At 70.3% G+C, this 20,298-nt stretch carries 24 protein-coding genes, 1 tRNA gene and 2 pseudogenes; 11 read left to right on the forward strand and 16 right to left on the reverse strand.

Annotated elements, in window-relative coordinates; genetic code table 11:
• Nucleotides 1-102 precede the first annotated feature (102 nt).
• Entirely contained in the window at nt 103-453 is a 351-nt protein-coding gene (locus ACZ7MY_RS06395) for a hypothetical protein (protein WP_499600046.1), read from the reverse strand.
• A gap of 278 nt (nt 454-731) precedes the next feature.
• Between ACZ7MY_RS06395 and ACZ7MY_RS06400 the strand changes: the two are divergent.
• A pseudogene (locus tag ACZ7MY_RS06400) lies at nt 732-980 on the forward strand (site-specific integrase); the annotation flags it as partial.
• Between the two features lie 15 nt (nt 981-995).
• Here the strand turns inward: ACZ7MY_RS06400 and ACZ7MY_RS06405 are convergent.
• Complete coding sequence (locus ACZ7MY_RS06405; protein WP_499600048.1) at nt 996-1,931, reverse strand: S41 family peptidase; 936 nt, start codon at nt 1,929-1,931, stop codon at nt 996-998.
• Between the two features lie 911 nt (nt 1,932-2,842).
• Between ACZ7MY_RS06405 and ACZ7MY_RS06410 the strand changes: the two genes are divergently transcribed.
• Entirely contained in the window at nt 2,843-3,187 is a 345-nt protein-coding gene (locus ACZ7MY_RS06410; protein ID WP_499600049.1) for a hypothetical protein, read from the forward strand.
• Between the two features lie 320 nt (nt 3,188-3,507).
• Here the strand turns inward: ACZ7MY_RS06410 and ACZ7MY_RS06415 are convergent, their stop codons facing one another.
• The gene (locus ACZ7MY_RS06415) at nt 3,508-3,744 is read right to left on the reverse strand and encodes a hypothetical protein (protein ID WP_499600051.1); all 237 of its coding nucleotides are present in this window, start codon (nt 3,742-3,744) and stop codon (nt 3,508-3,510) included.
• A 165-nt stretch (nt 3,745-3,909) separates the two neighbouring features.
• Nucleotides 3,910-4,467, reverse strand: coding sequence for a hypothetical protein (locus ACZ7MY_RS06420; protein ID WP_499600053.1), 558 nt, complete (start codon nt 4,465-4,467; stop codon nt 3,910-3,912).
• A gap of 206 nt (nt 4,468-4,673) precedes the next feature.
• Here ACZ7MY_RS06420 and ACZ7MY_RS06425 point away from each other — a divergent pair.
• Both ACZ7MY_RS06425 and ACZ7MY_RS06430 read left to right on the forward strand, forming a co-directional pair.
• Nucleotides 4,674-5,548, forward strand: a pseudogene (locus ACZ7MY_RS06425) (tyrosine-type recombinase/integrase); the annotation flags it as partial.
• Nucleotides 5,549-5,631: 83 nt separating this feature from the next.
• Nucleotides 5,632-5,934 carry a hypothetical protein gene (locus ACZ7MY_RS06430; RefSeq protein WP_499600055.1) on the forward strand — a complete coding sequence of 101 codons (303 nt, stop codon included), beginning with the start codon at nt 5,632-5,634 and terminating at the stop codon, nt 5,932-5,934.
• Between the two features lie 90 nt (nt 5,935-6,024).
• On the opposite strand, the gene ACZ7MY_RS06435 is transcribed toward ACZ7MY_RS06430, so the two are convergent.
• Together ACZ7MY_RS06435 and ACZ7MY_RS06440 are read right to left on the reverse strand one after the other, a co-directional pair.
• Nucleotides 6,025-6,097: transfer RNA gene (locus tag ACZ7MY_RS06435), tRNA-Arg, on the reverse strand.
• An 89-nt stretch (nt 6,098-6,186) separates the two neighbouring features.
• Nucleotides 6,187-6,669 (reverse strand): MarR family winged helix-turn-helix transcriptional regulator, encoded by a 483-nt coding sequence (locus tag ACZ7MY_RS06440; protein WP_499600057.1) that lies wholly within the window; start codon nt 6,667-6,669, stop codon nt 6,187-6,189.
• Nucleotides 6,670-6,772: 103 nt separating this feature from the next.
• Between ACZ7MY_RS06440 and ACZ7MY_RS06445 the strand changes: the two genes are divergently transcribed.
• The 3 genes from ACZ7MY_RS06445 to ACZ7MY_RS06455 all read left to right on the forward strand — a co-directional run bounded on the left by ACZ7MY_RS06445 (nt 6,773) and on the right by ACZ7MY_RS06455 (nt 9,693).
• Nucleotides 6,773-7,183, forward strand: coding sequence for an organic hydroperoxide resistance protein (locus tag ACZ7MY_RS06445; protein WP_018559912.1), 411 nt, complete (start codon nt 6,773-6,775; stop codon nt 7,181-7,183).
• Between the two features lie 244 nt (nt 7,184-7,427).
• Nucleotides 7,428-8,060: a TetR/AcrR family transcriptional regulator gene (locus tag ACZ7MY_RS06450; RefSeq protein WP_499600059.1), complete on the forward strand. Its 633-nt coding sequence runs from the start codon at nt 7,428-7,430 to the stop codon at nt 8,058-8,060.
• Between the two features lie 121 nt (nt 8,061-8,181).
• The gene (locus ACZ7MY_RS06455; RefSeq protein ID WP_499600060.1) at nt 8,182-9,693 is read left to right on the forward strand and encodes an MFS transporter; all 1,512 of its coding nucleotides are present in this window, start codon (nt 8,182-8,184) and stop codon (nt 9,691-9,693) included.
• 139 nt (nt 9,694-9,832) lie between these two features.
• On the opposite strand, the gene ACZ7MY_RS06460 is transcribed toward ACZ7MY_RS06455, so the two are convergent.
• Both ACZ7MY_RS06460 and ACZ7MY_RS06465 read right to left on the reverse strand, forming a co-directional pair.
• The gene (locus ACZ7MY_RS06460; protein ID WP_499600281.1) at nt 9,833-10,594 is read right to left on the reverse strand and encodes a dioxygenase family protein; all 762 of its coding nucleotides are present in this window, start codon (nt 10,592-10,594) and stop codon (nt 9,833-9,835) included.
• Nucleotides 10,595-10,609: 15 nt separating this feature from the next.
• Nucleotides 10,610-11,287 carry a GTP cyclohydrolase II gene (locus ACZ7MY_RS06465; protein ID WP_499600061.1) on the reverse strand — a complete coding sequence of 226 codons (678 nt, stop codon included), beginning with the start codon at nt 11,285-11,287 and terminating at the stop codon, nt 10,610-10,612.
• 98 nt (nt 11,288-11,385) lie between these two features.
• Between ACZ7MY_RS06465 and ACZ7MY_RS06470 the strand changes: the two genes are divergently transcribed.
• Nucleotides 11,386-11,889: a MarR family winged helix-turn-helix transcriptional regulator gene (locus ACZ7MY_RS06470; protein WP_499600063.1), complete on the forward strand. Its 504-nt coding sequence runs from the start codon at nt 11,386-11,388 to the stop codon at nt 11,887-11,889.
• 10 nt (nt 11,890-11,899) lie between these two features.
• On the opposite strand, the gene ACZ7MY_RS06475 is transcribed toward ACZ7MY_RS06470, so the two are convergent.
• Nucleotides 11,900-12,427, reverse strand: coding sequence for a GNAT family N-acetyltransferase (locus ACZ7MY_RS06475; RefSeq protein ID WP_499600065.1), 528 nt, complete (start codon nt 12,425-12,427; stop codon nt 11,900-11,902).
• 189 nt (nt 12,428-12,616) lie between these two features.
• Between ACZ7MY_RS06475 and ACZ7MY_RS06480 the strand changes: the two genes are divergently transcribed.
• Together ACZ7MY_RS06480 and ACZ7MY_RS06485 are read left to right on the forward strand one after the other, a co-directional pair.
• A complete protein-coding gene (locus ACZ7MY_RS06480) occupies nt 12,617-13,603 on the forward strand; it encodes a sigma-70 family RNA polymerase sigma factor (RefSeq protein ID WP_499600067.1) in 987 nt (328 codons plus the stop codon).
• Between the two features lie 180 nt (nt 13,604-13,783).
• Complete coding sequence (locus ACZ7MY_RS06485) at nt 13,784-13,993, forward strand: hypothetical protein (protein WP_499600068.1); 210 nt, start codon at nt 13,784-13,786, stop codon at nt 13,991-13,993.
• A gap of 12 nt (nt 13,994-14,005) precedes the next feature.
• Here the strand turns inward: ACZ7MY_RS06485 and mscL are convergent, their stop codons facing one another.
• On the reverse strand, nt 14,006-14,485 hold the full coding sequence (mscL, locus tag ACZ7MY_RS06490; RefSeq protein ID WP_499600070.1) for a large conductance mechanosensitive channel protein MscL: 480 nt from the start codon (nt 14,483-14,485) through the stop codon (nt 14,006-14,008).
• A 192-nt stretch (nt 14,486-14,677) separates the two neighbouring features.
• A complete protein-coding gene (locus ACZ7MY_RS06495; protein WP_499600072.1) occupies nt 14,678-15,082 on the reverse strand; it encodes an RcpC/CpaB family pilus assembly protein in 405 nt (134 codons plus the stop codon).
• A gap of 404 nt (nt 15,083-15,486) precedes the next feature.
• On the opposite strand from ACZ7MY_RS06495, the gene ACZ7MY_RS06500 reads away from it, so the two are divergent.
• Nucleotides 15,487-16,170, forward strand: coding sequence for a helix-turn-helix domain-containing protein (locus tag ACZ7MY_RS06500; RefSeq protein ID WP_499600074.1), 684 nt, complete (start codon nt 15,487-15,489; stop codon nt 16,168-16,170).
• Between the two features lie 97 nt (nt 16,171-16,267).
• Here the strand turns inward: ACZ7MY_RS06500 and ACZ7MY_RS06505 are convergent, their stop codons facing one another.
• From ACZ7MY_RS06505 to ACZ7MY_RS06525, 5 genes are all read right to left on the reverse strand, one after another.
• Nucleotides 16,268-16,636 carry a universal stress protein gene (locus ACZ7MY_RS06505; protein WP_499600076.1) on the reverse strand — a complete coding sequence of 123 codons (369 nt, stop codon included), beginning with the start codon at nt 16,634-16,636 and terminating at the stop codon, nt 16,268-16,270.
• Entirely contained in the window at nt 16,582-17,124 is a 543-nt protein-coding gene (locus ACZ7MY_RS06510) for a universal stress protein (RefSeq protein WP_499600078.1), read from the reverse strand. Before ACZ7MY_RS06510 ends, ACZ7MY_RS06505 begins: the two co-directional genes overlap by 55 nt.
• Before the next feature lie 110 nt (nt 17,125-17,234).
• Entirely contained in the window at nt 17,235-18,248 is a 1,014-nt protein-coding gene (locus tag ACZ7MY_RS06515) for a zinc-dependent alcohol dehydrogenase family protein (protein WP_499600080.1), read from the reverse strand.
• Nucleotides 18,249-18,407: 159 nt separating this feature from the next.
• Complete coding sequence (locus tag ACZ7MY_RS06520; protein ID WP_499600082.1) at nt 18,408-18,731, reverse strand: FmdB family zinc ribbon protein; 324 nt, start codon at nt 18,729-18,731, stop codon at nt 18,408-18,410.
• A gap of 66 nt (nt 18,732-18,797) precedes the next feature.
• Nucleotides 18,798-20,051 carry an MFS transporter gene (locus ACZ7MY_RS06525; protein ID WP_499600282.1) on the reverse strand — a complete coding sequence of 418 codons (1,254 nt, stop codon included), beginning with the start codon at nt 20,049-20,051 and terminating at the stop codon, nt 18,798-18,800.
• Nucleotides 20,052-20,298: the final 247 nt, after the last annotated feature.

The raw sequence follows: 20,298 nt of genomic DNA on the forward strand, positions 1-20,298 counted from the left end.
TAGAGAAACCCGTAACAGCTTGCGTGGTCTCCACGCGTGGCGATCTCTGATCAGCTCTACGGTCACCACCCAAGTGGTGCGCGTAGCGACAGAGGAAGCGACTCACAGCCGCAGGGTTTCTCCTTGCGGGTCGTAGCAGACGAGCCCCTTCTCGCGAGCCAAAGATGCTGCGTACTGCGACACTTCCTCAGCCTCGCTGTAGGACATGACCAGGTACACGATCGGCCCCGAAGCCTCGTTGATCACCGGTGTCGACGCCCACACCATCTTGCCGTCGATGCCGTCGGGGTACCGGTCGAGGAGCGCCTCGACGTAATCCACGATGCGCGGCGCCGGAGGGATGACGACATCCTCCGACTCCAGATAGCGCTCGTAGAGCTCGTCATAGACGGAGCCCGCTTCGTGGTCATCGGGTGGGAGTTCGCCAGCCCACACAGCAAGGTCATAGCTCACGGCCGGATCATCGCACGAGCTCTGACGACCGGGGACAGCGCTGTGTGATCGCCATTCGGTCGGCAAGTCCTGCCAGGAGGTCGGGGACGCGGTCTCCGGAGAACTGGAGAAGGTCGCGGACTGCTTCGCGTGCCAGGTGGTGGGGGTGGACTTGTTCGGGGGCCAGGGTCCCGGCTTCGAGGAGTGCGGCGGTGGCCTCGCCGACGCACGCGCCTGCCGCATCCCTGCCGACGCCCTACGGGACTTCATCGCCCACGAGACCGAGGAGGCCGCTCCTGATGCCCGCACAGCGCAAGCGGAACCCCAACGGCGCCGACACCATCACCAGGCGCAAGGACGGCCGCTACCAAGCCGCCGTCTACGTCCTCCAGCCGGAGGGTACCTGGCCCCGCAAGTTCGCCTACGGCAAGACCTGGGCCGAGTGCGACGGCAAGCGCCGCGATTTGCTGGACAAGGTCGACAGCGGCATCCCGGTGCCCACTCGGTCCGACAAGCTCGCCGAGTGGCTGCCCTACTGGCTGGAGAATTCGGCTGTGTTGCCGTCATCTTCTGCCGTCAGGTGAGGCACATGGGGGCTGCTGCTGAAGCCACGCTGTTGCTGCGGCTTCAGTCTCCTCTGGCTGGGTCAGCTGGTCCGGCGCCAGCGGAGCGTCCGGGTCGTAACGGTGACCGGTACGGTCGGCCTCGGCGACGCTGGTGATGACCAGCTGGGCGCCGTCGCTCAGCGTGAACGTGATGTTGCCCGAGGGCACTCCGGCGGTGGGGGAGCCGAAGGACCGGGTGTGCGGGCGTCCACGGAAGGAGATTGCGGTGGCCTCACCCGCGCTTGCCGTCGCGTCGTCGGTCAGTACAGCCACGGGCGGTACGGGACGGCTCAGCTCGTAAGGGGAGGTCCCGAAGGTCTCTGCCTGGCTGCTCCCGGGAAACTCGCGGTGGAACTGCCCGCCGCGGATGGCCCAGGAGTGGTACGCATCGCCGTTCGGGGCAACAAATTGGCCGAGCCGCCCGTCACCGAATAGAGGTGCCACGGCGGCAATCATGGGGTCCATGCTTCCGCCGCGGTTTCCGCGCAGGTCGACGATCCAGCCGCGGACACCGGCGCGGTCCAGCCTCCGCACGGCGGCACGGGCGGCCTGGACGTACCGCCGGTCCGCCGTGGACCGTCCGAAAAACCTCTCGGGCAGGACGACAAGTCCCACCCGGCCCGATACGACGCGGCCCGTCGGAATGGGCACCTTGGCCGCCGGGACCGCCTGACTCGCACTCACCATCTCCGGAGGATCCAACTCGCTGTGCTTGTTGAGGTACCGCGCCGCGTCGTCGATGGCACGATGAGTGTAGGCGGCGGTCTGCGCGCCCTGGGCGAGCGAATAGGTCCACTGCCGCAGATCGGCCCAGTCGGTGTGCTCGCGGGCAATGGAGTACTGCTGCAACAGACTCAGCGCGTGGTCGACATAGGCCCGGGCCTGCGGGGACATGCCGTTTGCTGAGGCGTTCGGGGAAACCCTGCCTTCAGCCGCCCTCATGGGGACGGCATCGCCTGCGGTGAGCAGGACAGCGCACAAGAGCAAATACCCAACGGTCCGGACCCGGACCGTCACCGTGCAGACCATTGACGTCTCCCCCATCACAGCACCCCGCCTTCGGCGTGCGCGCGAGACGATCTCACCATGGTCAGACAGACGCAAGCGATCCCGCCGGCGTCGAACCCGGCTTTCACCCACCCACACGAACCGTCAGCGTCACGTCGGGAGACAGTCGCCGCCCGCTCTGTCACTGAGTACTGCCTTGTAAGTTCGATCTCGGACCGGCTGCGCCCGGGTGAGCGCTGTTACACCGGCAGTGAGGCGCCCGCCCTTGAATGCCGAGTCTTGCAGTTGTCTGCCGTCGTTGATGTCGACGTTGGATGCCAGAAGCAGTTATGCCGAGCCATCGTTCGGGGATGCCCGTTCGTGCAGTCTCAGTCTGACTTGATGGTTGTGGCTCGCATGCCCGATGACGGTGCCGGTTGGAAGCGCCGCGACGGTGGCAAGCCATGAGTCCCGTACGCGTTGTGCCCACTGCTCTAACGTTCCTCAGGCCACGCATACTCGTCCACGCGGCCGATGATTCCAGACAACCGCTTTAGGAGCGAGGTTGGGCCATCTCTGGTGTGACCTGCGGATTCCCTACCCTGGGCAGAGTCCGGTGGCACGCGCCCCTGCGCACTCCGATTCCCCGTGAGTCCCCGCCCGTTCTGGCACGGTTGTGGCACGACGCTCTTGGATTCGTTGACCTCCCTTGTGTAGCCCGGGAGAGTCACTGCGGGAAGCGTCGAAGGGTAGGTATGAACATGGCTGGCACCCCGGCACCCTCGGAGCGGGAAGGCGTCGCGAGAGGCTGTGTGCCCGTGGGCCTGATCGTGGGGTTGATACCGCTGGGCGGACTGCTGCTCCTGTTCAGTTTCGCAGCCACGGTGGAGATTGACTCTCCAGACGCATTCGCGGGGTGGCGGGACAACCTCAGCAGCTTTGCGGTGTTTGCGCTGGCCCTCAGCGTTGCCGCGCTCCTCGGGGCGCTAGCAGCCACCTTGTGGGCGTCTCGGCGCGTGCGGCCATTCGTTGGCGTGGTGTGCGGTCTCCTGCTCGTCGCGGCCTGCTATAGGGCGTACACGCTTGCACCGATGTTGAAATGTTGGGATCACAATTCCATCGCGCGACAGGCGGACGGCTCCTACGACTGCGCTGACCGCTGACCGCTGACCGCTGACCGCTGACCGCTGACCAATGGTCGGCCTTGGTCCTCCGCTGCTGCACCATCCACCGCGGGGCCGGCGGAGTCTCAATGACGTAGTCGAGCCAACGGAGCACGAATGAGGGACTGATCCTCTCGATGCGAACTATGGGCACCATGGTCGCTGAGGTCTGCCGGGCACGCTGGCCGGTCGTCTGGGGTCGGTGGTGGTCGGTCGCGGGCGCGGTGGTTGCTGTACTTCGCTGCTGTACAGCGCCGGTTTACGGTAACGGTGCAACCTGAGCAGGCTGTGAGCTGGGCTTCCCGCCAAACTGGCGGCAGTCAGTTGGAATCAGAGAGCCAGGATCGTGCGTCCTCAAGTGCAGCTGCCGTGAGGGCGGGAGACAGGTCTGCGGACGTCCATACCTCTAGTTGGTCATCAGGTGCTTCGAATGAGCGCGATACAGCAATCTCTAGATCGCCACCCAGCTCCGCATACTCCATTGTCCAGCAGTCATCGATGATGTTGGTGAATCGAGTTACGGCAAAGCGTCTTCCGGTCAGCGTCACGTCTCTCATGGCCGTTCATCTCCTCCCGGCAACGGTCAGTTCTTCTGGAAGTGGTGCGGCCAGTCTCTGACCTGGGACCTTCTCTCGCGGGGTGTTCCTGACCTGCGCCAACGTGGTGGTCGGTTGTCAACGCTTGTCAACGCCGGTTCACCTCAGACGGCCCGGCGACGGCCCCTACTCTCGATTCGGACCGGCTGCGTCGATCATTCGGGGCGAGTTTCCGGCCACCGATGGTCGGATGTGCAGGAAATACTGGGCTGCTTGGAAGGTCCGTGCTATCAAGTCCTCCAGCGAAATATCCCAGGTCTCGTTCCAGTCCTCCAGATTGCTCGCGCACACAGCGATCCGACTCAGTTCCCCGGGATAGGGCCAAGACATGTGGAGCTCGGTCAGCATCTCCAGCCAGATCCGATCGGCACCGGTGGCGGGGTCAACTGTGCCGTCGACAATCTGCTCTGCCAGCCAGTGGATCCGAGCCCAGGAGGCGGCAGTCGGGTCTACGGGAGACTCGAAGTGCAGACCGAGCTCCTCCAGAACCTGATCGAACAGACCCGGCGCTTCGGGCTCCTCGTACCGTCCAAGCCCTGCCAGGAGCGCTACCGACGGTGTATCGACACCGGCCATCAGTGCATCAAGCCCGGCCTGAATCAGACGGTCGGAGCCGATGTGACGGCCGAGCGCCCGTTCCTGGGCCACCCGTCGTAGTTGTCGCAGCGCTTCCTCTTCGATCACGTCTATTCCCGGCCATTCGTAGGAGAAGGCATCGTGCCACGGCGGCGTCCTGTGGGCACCTTGATTCGGGGCCAGCCCCGGCCGCGCCTGCGGACGACGCCGCGTAGGTCGGTGGAGTGGGTTTGGCCGGTGGCCTGCCCGGGCTGGGGTCGAGCATGATCAGGGGGCCGTACGCTTGCTGGCAACTCGGGCAGGCTTGCCCCTGCCTGAACGACAGGAAGATGGCTGCTCGTACGCGCGAGCGCCACGAATCGGTGGTCCGGCTGCACCTGCTCCCCACCTTCAGTGACCGGGCGTTGGCCTCGATCACGACAGCTCAGGTGCGGGCCTGGCGGACGGTGTGCCTGACACGCACCGGTGAGCCGACCGTGGTCAAGGCCTACCAGGTCTTACGGGCAATCCTGAACACGGCCTTGGACGACGAACTGATCCGGCGCAACCCGTGCCGGGTCAAGGGCGCTGACCGGTACGACGTCCCGGAGCGGCCGATCCTCACCGTGGCGGAGGTCTACGCCGTGTCTGACGCGATGGGCCCGCGGTACCGGCTGCCGATCCTCCTGGCTGCCTTCACCGGGCTGCGCTTCGGGGAGCTGGCGTCCCTCCGCCGGCGGGACGTGGACACGGGCAACACGGTGCTCATGGTCCGGCGCTCGCAAGCAGAGATGCAGACCGAGGCCCTCTTCGACAAGGCGCCGAAGTCCGATGCTGGTATCCGGCCGGTGGCCTTCCCCAGCGAACTCCTGCCGGACGTTCAGCGGCACCTCGACACATACGCCGGGCCCGGCCGGGACGGTCACGTCTTCCTCGGCCCCCGGGGCGGGCAGCTGCGGCGGAGCAACTTCCGGGACGACTGGATCCGCGCGCGAACGGCATCACGGCAGACGTGCACTTCCACGATCTCCGGCACACGGGGAACTCCCTCGCCGCATCTGGGGCGAGCCTGCGTGAGCTGATGACCAGGATGGGTCACAGCACGCCGCGTGCGGCGCTGATCTATCAGCACATGGTCAACGGTCGTGATCGGGAGATCGCCGATCGGCTCGGGTCGATGATCCGTAGGGCGCGCGGCGGTGAGGCTTAGGCGCTTGGGTACCCCGTTGCGAAAGGCTGCCAACGGCCGCAAATGCCTTGCTGAGCGCGCGGGCACAGGACGAACATCGCCGAATGACCGGAGAAGCGGAACGATTGCTGGCGCGGGTCGTACAGACGTGTCACGGATACCCGTCACAGTGGGACGCCTGGACTGTCGGCGGCCACTACCTGTACTTGCACTACCGCCACGGTGAGGGAAGCGTCGAGCGGCATCCCGGACCTGACACCGACACCTGGACCGCTGAATCCTGGAACGAAGGCCGCTCGGAGCTCCTGGTCCAGTGGGACGACGACACGGACGACGGCATGATCAGCCTCTCCGACTTCCTGCACGCTGCCGGACTCGAACTGGCGCCGGGGGCGTCGATTGCCTAGCGGGCCTTGTGGCACGGATGTGGCACGGCCGTGATCACGAGAAAGGGCCAGTTCGAGGACATCAAGCCCCTGAACTGGCCCTTCACCTTGTGCCCCAGGCAGGATTCGAACCTGCGACACCCGCTTTAGGAGAGCGGTGCTCTATCCCCTGAGCTACTGAGGCGGAAGCGTGGGACAGCCTAGCGGATGCGGGTCTGGGGTGTGCCGGCGATTGCTCCGGGCCCCGGGGGTGTGGCGCCGGGGTGAGGGGTGTCAGGCACAGGGCGGGCCGTCGGCGAGGTCGGCCGCGGTGAGGGCCGCGGTGAGGCGGTCGACCCGGGTGCGCAGGTCGTTGATCTCGTCCAGGCCGAGGCCGGTGGCCGCGGAGATGCGGCGCGGGACCTGGAGGGCCTTCTCGTGCAGGGCCGTGCCCGCGTCGGTGAGGTGGACCGTGACGGAGCGCTCGTCGTCGGCGGAGCGCTCGCGGCGTACGAGGCCCGTGCCCTCGAGGCGCTTGAGGAGCGGGGAGAGGGTGCCCGAGTCCAGCCGCAGGTGCTTGCCGATCTTCTTGACCGGCAGGGCGCCGTGCTCCCAGAGCACGAGCATCACCAGGTACTGCGGGTAGGTGAGGCCGAGGTCCTTGAGCACGACGCGGTAGACGCCGCCGAAGGCGCGCGAGGCGGCGTGCAGGGAGAAGCAGATCTGGTTCTCGAGCCGGAGGTGGTCCCCGGCACGGGCGGGCGCGGTGGCGGTCATGGATACAGAGTAGCTCTACCGTCCACGTTTTAGTTGTGTGCAACTCAGTTGTGTGCTCTACTTGTCGTCAACGAGATCGCAACCGATCGAAAGAGGACGTTCCATGGACCCGCTCTACACCGCCGTCGCCACCGCCAACGGCCGCGACGGGCGTGCCGTCAGCTCCGACGGTCAGCTCGACCTCGCGCTCGCCATGCCGCCGGCGCTCGGCGGCAACGGTCAGGGCACCAACCCCGAACAGCTCTTCGCGGCCGGTTACGCCGCGTGCTTCGCCAGCGCCCTCGCCCTGGTCGGGCGGCAGGCGAAGGTGGACACCAGCGAGATCTCCGTGACCGCCGAGGTGACCATCGGCAAGGACGACACGAGCTTCGGCCTGGCGGTCGTGCTCCGCGCCGAGCTGCCCTCGGAGCTGGAGAACGAGGCCGGCCGCGCGCTGATCGAGCAGGCGCACCAGGTGTGCCCGTACTCCAAGGCGACCCGGGGCAACATCCCGGTCGAGCTCGTCGTGGAGTAACCGGCCACGGAAGTGCGGAAGGGCCCCGGGCGCGCATTGGCGTCCGGGGCCCTTCGCATGCGCGCGGGGGCCGGTACGGAGGCCCCTCCCAAGCGGCGTCTTACCGGCTCGCGTTGATTGTGACTCAGCTCACAAGCGGCGCCGAAATATCCGGGGAACTGCTCCCCGTTTACACCTACGTCGCACAAGCGGGGACTCGCTCCCCGGAACCGGAACCACCGAAGGACAGAGAGGAGTGCCCGTCATGGCAGTAGCCGCCTCCGTGAAGCTCCGCGCGGACGCCACGCGCAACCGCGAGCGGATCATCGTCGCCGCCCGTGAGGCGCTCCTCGAGCACGGTGTCGACGCGCCGCTCGACGAGATCGCCAAGCGGGCCGGCGTGGGCAACGCCACCGTCTACCGGCACTTCGCCGACCGCCGGGAACTCGCGTTCCAGGTGACCCTGTCGGTGATGGACCGGCTCACCCAGCGGGCCGAGGAGGCGCTGGCCGAGGAGGCCGACGCCTTCGACGCGCTGCGCCGCTTCGTGCACGAGGCGGCCGACGAGCGCGTGGGCGCGCTGTGCCCGATGCTCTCCACAGGATTCGGCGAGGGGGACCCGCGGCTCACGGAGGGCCGCGTACGCTTGCAGCACGCGATCGAGGAGCTGATGGCCGCCGGGCGGCGGTCCGGCCGGCTCCGTACCGACATCGACGTCGGCGACGTGATGGTGGCCGTCAGCCAGCTGACGCGGCCGCTGCCCGGCAAGCACTGCGGCAGCATGGAGCGCTTCATCCGCCGTCATCTGCAGCTGTTCGTGGACGGCCTGGAGGCGCCGGCGCGCTCCGAACTCCCGGGTAGCTCCGCCACATTCGAGGACCTTCGGCAATGTCGCTGAGCTCCGCCTGCCGAACGGGCGCCCCCGCGTAATTCACTCGCCCACAACATTTCCTTTACGTACCGTATGTCCTCTTCGTCTTCAATGTCGTCATCTCTTCGTACCGTTAGTGAGTCCACCCATGCCTGACACGGCACACGCCCAGCGCTGGAAGGCGCTGGCCTTCATCGCGATAGCCCAGCTGATGGTCGTCCTCGACGGCACCATCGTGAACATCGCCCTGCCCTCCGCCCAGACCGACCTGGGCATCTCCGACGCCAACAAGCAGTGGGTCATCACGGCCTACGCGCTGGTCTTCGGTGGCCTGCTGCTCTTCGGCGGACGCATCGCCGACCTGTGGGGCCGCCGCCGCACCTTCGTCACCGGCCTGATCGGCTTCGCCGCCGCGTCCGCGATCGGCGGCGCTGCGGCCAACGAGGGGGTCCTGTTCGGTGCCCGCGCGCTGCAGGGTGCCTTCGGCGCGCTGCTCGCGCCGGCCGCGCTGTCGCTCCTCGCGGTGATGTTCACCGAGGCCAAGGAGCGCGCCAAGGCGTTCGGCATCTACGGCGCCATCGCCGGTGGTGGCGGTGCCGTCGGTCTGATCCTCGGCGGTGTGCTCACCGAGTACCTGGACTGGCGCTGGACCTTCTTCGTCAACATCCCCTTCGCCGCCGTCGCGGCCTTCGGCGCCATGCGCTTCGTCCAGGAGCCCGCCGGCAGCCGCAACAGCAGCGGCCTGGACATCCCCGGCGTCGTGCTGGCCACCGCCGGCCTGGTCTCCCTGGTCTACGGCTTCACCCGGGCCGAGACCCACGGCTGGAGCGAGGGCACCACGATCGGCCTGTTCGTCGCCTCGGTCGTGCTGCTCGTCGCGTTCGTGGCCGTGGAGGCCCGCGTGAAGGCCCCGCTGCTGCCGCTGCGCGTGGTGACCGACCGCAACCGCGGTGGCGTCTACCTCTCGCTGGGCCTGGCCATCATCGCGATGTTCGGCCTGTTCCTCTTCCTCACCTACTACCTGCAGGTCGTCCAGGGCTACTCCGCGCTGAAGACCGGCTTCGCCTTCCTCCCGATGATCGCGGGCATGATCACCGGCTCGACGCAGATCGGCGCGCGCCTGATGACCCGCGTCGCCCCGCGCCTGCTGATGACCCCGGGCTTCCTGGTGGCGGGCCTCGGCATGCTGCTGCTGACCCAGCTGTCGGTCGACACCTCCTACGCGGGCCTGGTCCTGCCGGCGGAGATCCTGCTCGGCCTCGGCATGGGTACGGCCTTCATGCCGGCCATGAGCCTGGCCACGCACGGGGTCGAGCCGCGTGACGCGGGTGTCGCCTCCGCCATGGTCAACACCTCGCAGCAGGTCGGCGGTGCCATCGGCACGGCGCTGCTGAACACCATCGCGGCCAGCGCGACCACCGCCTGGGTCGCCGCGCACGGTGCCGAGGCCCGTACGCTCGGCAAGCAGGGCTTCGTCAACGCCGCGGCCGTGCACGGCTACTCCACCGCGATCTGGTGGGCGGTCGGCATCCTGGCCCTCTCCGCGATCATCGCCTTCACCTTCGTCACCACCCGTGGTGGGGGCGGTGTGGTGGCGAGCTCCGGCACCAAGGACGCCGAGGGCGCGGAGGACGTCGCCGTCCCGGTGATCGCCCACTGACGGACAGTCGACGACGACGGCACGCCGGACGGCGAGCACGGTGAAGGGCCCCGCCTCATGCGAGGAGGCGGGGCCCTTCACCGTCGCGTTGCGGAGACTACCGGCAACCGGCCGGTCACCGCTGCCGGCTACGGAGGGGCTACCGGCCGAACTGCACGGACCGCTTGGCCAGGCCCATCCAGAAGCCGTCGATGACGCTGCGCTGGTCCCCGAGGTCGTCCTCGGCCGCGCCCATCGTGACGAAGAGCGGCGCGAAGTGCTCGGTCCGTGGGTGGGCGAGCCGCCCGGCGGGGGACTTGTGCTCGAAGTCCAGCAGGGCGTCCACGTCGTGCGCGTCCAGGGCGCGGTGCCCCCAGTCGTCGAACTCCGCCGACCAGCCCGGCACCCCGCCGGAGTGGCGCAGAGCGGCGAGGTTGTGGGTGAAGAAGCCGCTGCCGACGATCAGCACGCCCTCGTCGCGCAGCGGGGCGAGCCTGCGCCCGATGTCCATGAGCCGCTGCGGGTCGAGGGTGGGCATCGAGACCTGCAGCACGGGGATGCCGGCGTCCGGGTACATCTCCACGAGCGGGACGTAGGCCCCGTGGTCCAGGCCCCGGTCGGGGATGTCCTGGACCGGCGTCCCCGCGGTGCGGAGCAGTTTGCGCACGGACTCGGCCAGCGCGGGCGCGCCCGGGGCGGCGTACCGCACCTCGTAGTAGTGGCGGGGGAAGCCCCAGAAGTCGTACACGAGCGGGACCGTGGTGGTGGCGCCGAGCGCGAGCGGGGCCTCCTCCCAGTGCGCGGAGACCATCAGGATCGCCGTGGGGCGCGGGAACCCGGCGGACCAGGCGGCCAGTTCCCCGGGCCACACCGGGTCGTCGGCGAGCGGCGGGGCGCCGTGCGAGAGGTAGAGGGCGGGCATGCGCATGGGGCCTCCTCAGGCCGGGAGGTCGAGGGTGTGGTGGGTGTGCTCGGCCTTGGCGCGCAGGTAGCGCACGTTGTCCTCGGACAGGTGGACCCCGGTGGGCACCTGCTCGGTGATGGTGACGCCGAGCGCGGTCAGCTGGGCGGCCTTGTCGGGGTTGTTGCTGAGCAGGCGGACGGCGTCGACGCCGAGGGCGCCGAGCATCTGGGCGGCGGCGGTGTAGTCGCGTTCGTCGTCGCGGCGGCCGAGGGCGCGGTTGGCGGCGTAGGTGTCCAGGCCCTCGTCCTGCAGGGCGTAGGCGTCGAGCTTGGCGTACAGGCCGATGCCGCGGCCCTCCTGGCGCAGGTAGAGCAGGTAACCGCCGGTCTCGGCGATGCGCTGCACGGCCTCGCGCAGCTGGGGGCCGCAGTCGCAGCGGGCGGAGCCGAAGACGTCGCCCGTCAGGCACTCGGAGTGCGGTCGGACCAGCGGGGACGCCGTGCCCTCGTGGGCGCCGAGGCCGAGTGCGAGGTGCTCCTCGCCGTCGACGAGGCCGGTGAAGGTGAAGACGTCGGCGGTGGTCGTCCAGCCGTCGGGGAAGCGCAACGGGATCCGGACCCGTGTGCGGACGGACGCGCGCGGCGGGGCGGGGACCGTGCCCGGGGAATCGGGGGCGGTCGGGGCGGTCGGGGCGTCCGGGGTGGTCGTCATACGGGTCCCTCGCCTGCGTTCCTTGAAGTTTCAAGCTGGCAGGGGGAAGGTACCCCTGATTGCTTGAAAGTTCAAGGTCGAATTCGTAGAGTGGGGGGATGACCACGAGTGCCCCCGAACCCCGCTGGCTGAGCGAGGAGGAGCAGCGCGCCTGGCGCGCGTACATGGCGTCCACCCAGCTGGTCTCGGACGCGCTCGACCGGCAGCTCCAGCGCGACGCGCGGATGCCGCACGCGTACTACTCGCTGCTGGTGTGGCTCTCGGAGACCCCGGACCGCCGGATGCGCATGACGGAGCTGGCGGAACGCTCGAAGATTACGCGCAGCCGGCTCTCCCACGCCATATCCCGGCTGGAGGAGAACGGCTGGGTCCGCCGCGAGAACTGCCCCTCCGACCGGCGCGGCCAGCTCGCGGTGCTCACCGACGAGGGCTTCGCCGCGCTCGAGGCGGCCGCTCCCGGCCATGTGGAGGCGGTGCGCGGGGCGATCTTCGACCGGCTGTCGGAGGAGCAGGTGCGCCAGCTCGGCGAGATCTGCCGGATCGTCGCCGAGGGGCTCCAGCCGCAGAACGGCGCGGCGGGCGACCTTCCCTGGCTGCGCTGAGCGCGCCGGGTCAGGTCAGGTCCTTCTCGTACCAGGCGACGTCCCAGTAGCGGCCGAACTTCCGGCCGACCTCGCGGTAGACGCCCAGCGGGCGGAAGCCGAAGCGGGTGTGCAAGCGGACGGACGCCTCGTTGGGCTGCGCGATGCCGGCGTACGCGCGGTGCAGGTCCTCGCCCCGCAGCGCCTCGAAGAGCGCCGCGTAGAGCAGGGTGCCGACGCCGCGGCCGGCGGCCTCCGGCGCGCAGTACACGGAGGTCTCCACGGAGGTGGAGTACGCGGCCTTCTGGCGGAACGGGCTGCTCGTGGCGTATCCGAGCAGGCCGTTCGAGCCGTCCGGTCCGGGCCCGTGGGCAACCAAAAGGCGGTGCGGTCCGTCTTCCGGGTGGGAGAGCAGCCAAGGGCGGCGCTGTTCCGGTGACAACGGCACCAGGTCGAAGGTGATCGGAGTCTCGCGGACGTAGTGGTTGTAGAGGTCGGTGAGGGCCTGCAGGTCCTCCTCCCCACCCGGCCTGACCTGCACTTCGACGGACTCGGACAATGATCCACCTCCGGCTGTGGCCCGACAGGGTACTGCAAGATCGTAAAAAACGGGGCGGCGCTTGGGAATTGTGTCCGGATTCCAGTCGTTATCTCTTTTCGAGTGGGCAGCCGAAAGGCACGCGTGAAGCTGCTGGAGGGGCAGTTCACTCGATCCGACACCCGACCGAACCTTCGCAAGGGAGCACGCATGGCAACCCGTGCCGTCGCCCGCAGCACCGCAGGCGGGAACAGCAGCGCTCGCGCAGGCCACGGCGAGATGGCCGACCGTGACCTCGTCGGCATGTACCTCGACGAGATCGCGCGCACGCCGCTGCTCGACGCCGCGCAGGAAGTCGAGCTTTCCAGGGCGATCGAGGCCGGCGTCTACGCCGAGCAGCTCCTCGCGGACGAGGAGCTGGGTCAGGGAGCGGACGCAGGCCGAGAGGAACTGGAGGCGATAGCCGCCGCGGGTGCGCGGGCCAAGGACGTCTTCATCCGGTCCAACCTGCGCCTGGTCGTCGCCGTCGCGCGACGCTATCCGCGCAGCGGCCTGCCCCTGCTCGACCTGATCCAGGAGGGCAACGCAGGCCTGGTACGCGCCGTCGAGAAGTTCGACTACACCAAGGGCTTCAAGTTCTCCACGTACGCGACGTGGTGGATCCGTCAGGCGATCACCCGGTCCATCGCGGACCAGTCGCGCACCATCCGGCTCCCCGTCCACCTGGTGGAGGAGCTGGGGCGGGTGCGCCGGGTGCAGCGCGAGTTCAACCGTGAGCACGGGCGCGACCCGGAGCCCGCGGAGATCGCGGCCGAGCTCGGCTCCACCCCGGAGCGGATCTCCGACGTGCTGGACTGGGCGCGTGACCCCGTGAGCCTGAACATGTCGGTGGACGACGAGGGCGAGACCCAGTTCGGCGATCTCGTCGAGGACACCTCGGCGGCCTCGCCGGAGGACTCCGTACTCGTCATGCTGCGGCGTGAGGAACTGGAGGACCTGATCGACCGGCTCGACGACCGGACGGCGTCCATCATCCGGGCGCGGTACGGGATCGTGGACGGCCGCGAGCGCACGCTGACCGAGGTCGGCAAGCAGCACGGGCTGACGCGTGAGCGGATCCGGCAGATCGAGAAGCACGCGCTGGCGGACCTCAAGCGCATGGCGCGCGCGACGGGGCTGTCCATCGAGGCGGCCTGACCCAGGCGGGCGCCGCTGCCGGCGCCCGTGCCACCACCCACAGACTCGAGCCCCGGCGCCACCCCCCTGTGCCGGGGCTCGACCCCTTCCCGGGACGGCCCGGTCGCGCGTCGCCCGCGTGCGTGCGGCCGGGTCCCTGCGCCGCCGGGCGCCGAGCACAGCCCCCGTACCCTGGACGGCATGAGCAGCACCCCCGACCCCGCCACCGGGCCCGCCGAGGCCCCCGCCCCGCGAGTGCCCCGTGACCCCGCGGCGGCGCTCGTCTTCGACGACCCGATGGACCGGCAGTCGTCCGACGACACCGACACCGGCTGGGGCGAACGCCCCGGCCAGGGCGGTGCGGGAGATCTCGCGCGCTTCCTCGACGAGAAGCCCCCGCACCACATCTGAGGCGGACGGCCGTTACTGGTGCGTCCGGTTGGTGCCGCCGTGGCCGTAGGGCGAGGGGATGCCGGGAGCGCCGCCGTAACCCTGCTGCTGGCGGGCGAGCAGGTCGCGTATCTCGGTCAGCAGCTCCAGCTCCGTCGGGGCGGCTACGGCCTCCTCCTTGCCCGTCTTGCGCCGCTCGTTGAGCTTGTTCATCGGAAGGATCAGCAGGAAGTACACGACCGCGGCCGTGATGAGGAACGTCAGCGCCGCGCCGGCGACGGCGCCCCACAGGAGGCCCACGCCCTGCTTGAGCTCGCCGTTCACGGCGACGCAGGGGGTCTCGATGCAGAAGATGTAGCCGTCGAGGTTCTTGGTGCCGATGGCACCGATCACCGGATTGATCAGGCCCTTCACGAACGCGTCGACGATCTTGCTGAACGCGGCGCCGACGACGACCGCCACAGCGAGCTCGACGACGTTGCCACGCAGCAGGAAGGCTTTGAAGCCCTTCAAGGGACGATTTCCTTTCGAAGAACGACCGTGCAGTTCGGCCCGGGGACCCGTGGGGCCGGTGGTGTCCGCGGGCACCCGCCGACGTGGGGGCCGGCGGTGACGGAGGTGGGTGAGCGGTTCGGCCTCCGAGGGTAAGGGGTGCGCGTTACGGCCCTGCCGCCGGTTGCCTTTCTCGTGCCGTACGGCCAGCGGCTAGCGAAGTGCCACCGCCAGGGGCGAGGAGGCGGCGGCGCCGGACAGAGCGGCCGCCGTCGCGCGCGGCACCGACAGCACGATCAGCGCCCCGTCCCCGCTCCCGCCCCCGTCCGCGCCGGTCGCCGTCAGGCCCTGGGACCCGGTGGCGGGGGAGGGGACCGCCAGCACGGGCGCACCGCGTGCCACCACGCGCGCCGCGGCGAGGACGTCCACCCGGTCACCGGGCCGCACCAGCCCGGCCGCCGCCGCGTCCGCGATGCGCACCGGCGCCCGCACCATGTCCCGCGTGGCGGCGGCAGCGGGAGCCGGGTCCTCCCGCCCGGGCGGGTGGGGCTGCGGCTCGGTCCGGGGTGCCGCGGCGGCGAGCGCGGCGGCGGCCATCGCCAGCCCCGCGGCCGTCATCCTCCGTCGCCGGCGGAGCGCACGGCGCAACCGGTGCCGCCCGCCGGCCGCCCTGATCGGTGCGAACAGCGGGACCGCGCACGGCGCGGGCGCCCCCGTCCCCGCACGTGCCGACGGCATCGGAGCGCCGCCGTCCGTCCACAGCGTGGCTCCACAGTTTTCCACCATCTCGACCGACCCCCGTCGTCAATTCCTCGTCCACCGGCGCATCCGGCCTGGTAGGACCACCATGCCGCATCCCGCCGCGGTGCCTCGGCGGCCTGTGGATAACCGAGGGGTTGTGGATAACTCGGTCGCCCGTTCGAGCGGATGGGCCGGACGGGTCTGGCGGTGCGGCGCCCGCGGTGGTGTGCTTGCTCATAACGAAACGAAGCGTCCGAGCCCGAGAGTGGGAGGTGGTCGACGTGCCCGGTCAGTCATTGCGCGACGGCCCGTCCGAGAGGTCGAGAGCCCATCCGGGGGACGTCAGCCGCCGCGTCGCGCAGCGGCGGGAACAGCTGGGGCTCAGCCGTGAGGAAGTGGCCGCCAAGGCCGGAATGACGCCCAGCTACGTGCGCTACGTGGAGGAGCAGTGCCACCACACCATCGGCACCAACGCCCTGCTCCGGCTCGCAGGCGCGTTGAGGACCACCGCGAGTCATCTGCTGGGGGGTGACGCCGAGCGCGTGCCCGGCGAGGCGGAGCCCGCCGGTCCGCCGGTGATGGGGGAGATGCCGTCGGAGGAGTGCTGGACCCGGCTGTCCGGCCAGGACGTCGGCCGGATCGCGCTCACCACCGGGGGCGGCCACCCCGCGGTCGTCCCGGTGAACTACGCGGTCGTCGGCGGTGCCATCGTCTACCGCACGGCCGCGGACGCGCCTCCGTCCCTGGCCGAAGGAATCGAGGTCGCCTTCGAGGTCGACCAGCTCGACGCCTGTCTCAGCGCGGGATGGAGCGTGCTGGTCCTCGGGGTCGCCGAGCGTATTGTCGATCCCGAGGACGCCCGCGCGCTGGAGACCCACCCCGGCCCGTGGTCCGTGGGTGAGGACGATCTGTGGATACGCATCGTGCCGACGCACGTCACCGGCAGCCTCATACGCACCGTCTAGGGCAGGAGCTGCTGGAGCCGTCGCGGGTTCAGCCTGCGGTCGCTCGGGGGCGGTTGGTCAGGCGCGGTCGTCGCGGCCGTCGTGGCAGTCGCGGGCGTCAGCCGTGGAAGACCGCCACGGGGCAGTGCGCGTGGTGGAGCACGGCGTGGGTGACATGGGCCAGCCGGCCGCCGGCGCGTTGCTGTCGCCGGGCACTCGCGACGAGCAGATCGGCGTGGGCGGAGGCGTCCACCAGGGCGCCGCTCGCGGAGGAGGCCTTGACCAGGTCCACGGTCACGGTGAGGTCCGGGTACTCCTCGCGGATCGTGGCGGCGACGTGCTGTTCGGCCGCCGCCTCCCGGTCGCCGACCGACGTGGCGTCGTCCAGCCCCGGCACCATCTCGCCCACCGCGCCGAGCAGGCTCCATGCGGTCAGCAGTCGCAGGGTGGCCTTCCGCAGCCGTGCCTCGTCGGCGGCGAAGCGCACGGTGGCCAGGTCGGTCTCGCCCCGGAGCCCGACCAGGACGACACCCGTCGACGGCTGCTCGCTGCCCCGCACGACGACCACGGGCCCATGTGCATGGGCCGCCACCCGCAGCCCGACCGACCCAGCAGCAGCGCGTGGAAGCCACCGCCTCCACGGCAGCCGACGACGGTCAGGCCCCCGGACCCGGACTGGTCCAGCAAGGTGTCCGTGGGCTTGCCCTTGTCGAGTGCGGTGGAGACCGCCAGGTCCGGGTAGCGGGCGGTGGCGGAGGCCGCCGCCTCGTCCAGCAGCGCGCGACCACCGTCGAGGACCAGCTGTGCGGTCTCGGGAGACAGGTTCCTGCCGGAACGGGACTCGAGACCGGCCGCGTGCAGGATGTGCAGCGGCCGATCACGCAGCACGGCCTCACCGGCGGCCCACATCACCGCGGCGGTGGCGCGGGGCGAGCCGTCCGTGCCGACCACGACCGGTCCGTGGCTGGTGTCCATGACGGTGACTCCTTGTCGGTGTCGCTGACGGTGCCGCTGTCGAACGGCCGGCACTGCGCCCCGGCGCCGGCTCTACCCGGTCGGCCCCTGCCCCGCCCCGTCCCCACCTCTCAGTCCGGGACCAGCACCGCCGCACCGTTGACGCGGTCGGCGGCCAGGTCGGAGAGCGCTCGGTCCGCGTGGTCCAGGGGGTAGGGGGTGGCGGTCACCCGGATCCCGATCCTGGCGGCCAGGTCCAGGAACTCCTGTCCGTCCTGTCGTGTGTTGGAGGTGACGCTGCGCAGGGTGCGCTCCTGGAACAGATGGCGCTGGTAGTTCAGTGCCGGGACGTCGGTGAGGTGGATGCCGGCGATCGCGAGGGTCCCGCCCCGGTCGAGGGCCTCCAGGGCCGGTGGCACCAGGTCGCCGACCGGCGCGAAGAGGATGGCCGAGTCCAGGGGCTCCGGTGGCCGTTCCGCCGCCGCTCCCGCGGACGCGGCACCGAGCTCCAGCGCGAGTTCCCGCGCCTGTCCGGAGCGGGTCAGCACGTGCACGGTGGCCCCCTCGGCCAGCGCGACCTGGGCGGCGATGTGCGCGGAGGCCCCGAAGCCGTAGATGCCCAGCCGACCGCCGGCCGGCAGGTCGCTGCGGCGCAGGGCGCGGTAGCCGATGATGCCCGCGCACAGCAGGGGCGCCAGGTGCACGGCGTCGCGGCCGTCGGTGTCCTCGGGCAGGGCGTAGGCGTAGTCCTCGGGCACGGAGGTGAAGTCCGCGAAGCCGCCGTCGGCGTCCCAGCCGGTGTAGAGCGAGTACGGGCAGAGGTTCTCGCGGTCGGTCAGGCAGTAGGCGCAGGTGCCGCACGTGCCGCGGAGCCAGGCGACGCCCACCCGGTCGCCCTCGGCGAAGCGGCTGACGAGTTCACCGGTGCCGATCACCCGCCCGACCACCTCGTGCCCGGGAACGGTCTCGCGGCGGCGCGGCGGCAGGTCCCCCTCCGCCAGGTGCAGGTCGGTACGGCACACGCTGCACGCCTCCACGCGCAGCAGCAGTTCACCCGGTCCCGGCACCGGCTTGGGGCGCCCGACGCGTACCAGTGGCTCCGTGATCATGGGTCCGGGCCGGTCGACGACCCAACCACTCAGCATGTCTCCAGTCTGCGACCGGAGGCCTCGGCGCTGCAGCATGAAACCGGCCGTGGGCACGAAGCCGGCAGCGCGCACGGGGAGCAGCCCGTGCGGGCACGTCGAAGGCCCCCGTCGCCCGCGACGGGGGCCTTCACCAGGCGAGGGTGCCGGTGGCTCCGCTCAGGCGGCCGAAGTGCTCGCCGAGCTGGAGGAACCGCTGCCGGCGCCGGCGGAACCGCTGCTCTTGGAGTCCGAAGAGGACTTCGACTCCGAGGACTTCGACTCCGAGCCGCCGCTCTTGGCGGCCGGCGTGCTGCTGGACGACGAGTTGCGGCTGTCCGTCCGGTAGAAGCCGGATCCCTTGAAGACGACGCCCACCGCGGAGAAGACCTTGCGGAGTCGGCCGTTGCACGCCGGGCACTCGGTCAGCGCGTCATCGGTGAACTTCTGCACCGCCTCGAGGCCCTCGCCGCAGGCGGTGCACTGGTACTGGTACGTCGGCACTTGCTCCTCCTGGCACTCTGACTCAGTGAGTGCTAACGACGGTCAATAGTGCAGTATTCCGCGGCGTCAGTCCACCGTGACCGGCTCTCGGTGACCGATGCCACTGCCGTGGCCGGTCCCGTCGCTGCGTGCCGCCACCACTTCGGAGGGCCTCGGGACGAGCCGTTCGCGCAGTGCCAGCAACGTGACGAGCGCCAGCCCGGTGCCCACGAGCGGCACGGTGAACCCGGCGCTCGCCCCCAGCCCGTCGGCCAGCCGCCCGGTGGCCGTGGCGGCCGCCGCCTGGCCCAGCGCGACCGCGCCGGTCAGCCAGGTGAACGCCTCCGTGCGGATCCCCGCGGGCACCAGCGACTCGACCAGGGTGTAGCCGGTGATCAGCGCCGGGGCGATGGTGAGCCCGACCAGGAGCCCGAGCCCGCCCAGCAGCGGCACGGCGTGCGCCGCCCACAGCATCGAGGTGGCCAGGGTCAGTGCCGTGTAGCCGGCGACCATGCGCTTCTTGGGCCCGGACTTCCATGCGACGGCGCCGCAGGCGATGCCCGCGAGCATGTTGCCGGCCGCGAAGGTCCCGTAGAGCAGGCCGTTGATGCCGGGCCGGCCGATCTCCTCCGTGAAGGCCGTCATGGAGACCTGCATGCCGCCGAAGACGGCGCCGATCCCGAGGAAGGCCACGGCCAGCACGCGCACGCCCGGCACGCCCAGCGCCGAGGCCTCACGCTTCCGGCCCCCCGCGACGGCCTGGGACGGAGCGGGAGCGCTCCGTCGCTGCGCGGCGAAGAGCAGGCCGCCGGCCAACGTCAGCACGGCCTCGGACAGCAGCCCGGCCGCCGGGTGCACTCCGGTGGCCAGCGCCGTGGCCAGGACGGGCCCGATGACGAAGGTGAACTCGTCGGTGACCGACTCGAAGGCCGCCGCCGTCTGCAGCAGCGGCGACCCGGCCGGCAGCGCGGCCGCCCAGCGGGCCCGCACCATGGGCCCGACCTGCGGCACCGAGGCACCGGTCGGCACCGCCACCGCCAGCAGTGCCCACAGCGGGGCGTGCGCCAGCGCGAGCACGGCGAGCAGTGTCCCGGCAGCCGAGTGGACGAGCACCCCCGGCAGCAGTACGGCGCCCTGCCCGAAGCGGTCGGACAGCTTGCCGCTCTGCGGGGCGAAAAGCGCCATGGAGACGCCGGTGACGGCCGAGACGGCGCCGGCGGTGCCGTAGGAGCCGGTGGTGTGCTGCACCAGCAGCACGATGCCGATGGTCAGCATCGCGAAGGGCTGGCGCGCGGCGAAGCCGGGCAGCAGGAACGCCCACGCGCCCGGCGTGCGCAGCAGCTGCCCGTACCCGGGGCGCGCCGCGGTACGGGAATGACCGGAGGAGCCCGAAGGACGGGACGAGCGGGACGTACGAGTGACCGTGGATCCCACGGCCGGGCCTTTCCGCCGCCTGGTAGCGCACCCTGGACGCCTGGTCGCGTTCCTGTGCGCCGAGAGCTGTCCTCTCGCGCATGACCGAGGTAGATACCGGGTCTGTCCGGCCGCCGGGCGGTCGCGCCAGCTCTGCATCAGACAGAGTTGGTGG

Source organism: Streptomyces sp. NPDC111520, from assembly GCF_055635295.1.